1 protein-coding gene is annotated in these 1,013 nt (G+C 47.8%); it reads left to right on the top strand.

What is annotated here, in order from left to right; all coding sequences use genetic code 11:
• Positions 1-221: cupin domain-containing protein (locus SSCH_RS04965; RefSeq protein ID WP_044664513.1), on the top strand; the 221-nt coding region annotated here is incomplete at its 5' end.
• Positions 222-1,013 lie beyond the last annotated feature (792 nt).

The raw sequence follows: 1,013 nt of genomic DNA, 5'->3' as shown, positions 1-1,013 counted from the left end.
ACATTTTGGAGGGAGAAGGCGTCCTTCACGTTGACAAAGAAATTGTCAATGTAAAGCCCGGCAGAGCAGTGTATGTGCCCCCCGGGGCAGTGCAGTACCTGGAAAACACCGGTGATGGGGAGCTTTCATTCCTCTGCATTGTGGACCCTATGTGGACAGCAGAGCAGGACCGGGGTCAGACTCAGGAAGGACGCATGCGTCACAAACATGGCGCTGCATAAGGCGTTTGAGCGATTGGGCCAAAATTTTTATCGCATCAATTGCCCATCTCGGTTCTTAGCGAGCACATATGTGGTTATTTTTGATGCGTTAGTACCGGGTCAGGCTGGAGTGCTTTCAGCCGATTATAAGGTAGGCGTTACTGTAACAAAAGAACCGCCCTGCGCCACGCCCCTGTGACAAAAGAACTGCCCTGCCCGCGTCACACTGTGTCCCCGTAAATAGAGGTGACGCAAGAACCCCGCGTCTTATGTTGTCAATGCCGCTGCCCTTGCCTTTCCGTAGTGTTGTTAGACGCGAGCGAAACGCGAGTCACTGTCCCCATGTGTCACAATACTTTGATGACCATAACAGTTATGTTGTCATAGCCCCCCCTGTTATTGGCCATATTTATCAGGGAACTGACTGCTTTTTGCGGTTTATTTATGGAAATCACGGTGTCTTTTATTTCCTGGTCTGATACAAAATCATACAAGCCGTTGCTGCAAAGCACTAGAACATCGCCGGGTTGTAGGAAACAAGCAGTCACGCCCACAACAGGTTGATTTCGCCCTCCCAAGTCCTGAGTAAGCTTATTGCGCTCTGGATGGCTCTTGGCCTGTTCTAACCCTTTTTCACCAGTCCGCAGCCACTGTATCGTCGTTGGTCAATTGTATTATTCTGTTATTCCGAATCAGATAAGCCCTGCTGTCACATGTGCAATATGTATCTTATCACCCGAGAGTTATTTCATTTAACTAAAAACTCAAATTTGAAATTCAAAGCTTTTAAAAGGCCCTAAAAATAAAAGGCTT

This window comes from Syntrophaceticus schinkii, from assembly GCF_000946815.1.
Taxonomy (GTDB): Bacteria; Bacillota; DSM-12270; order Thermacetogeniales; family Thermacetogeniaceae; genus Syntrophaceticus; species Syntrophaceticus schinkii.
The sequence above is the reverse complement of the archived record's forward strand: the minus strand, read 5'-3'. Positions and strand labels throughout refer to the sequence as shown.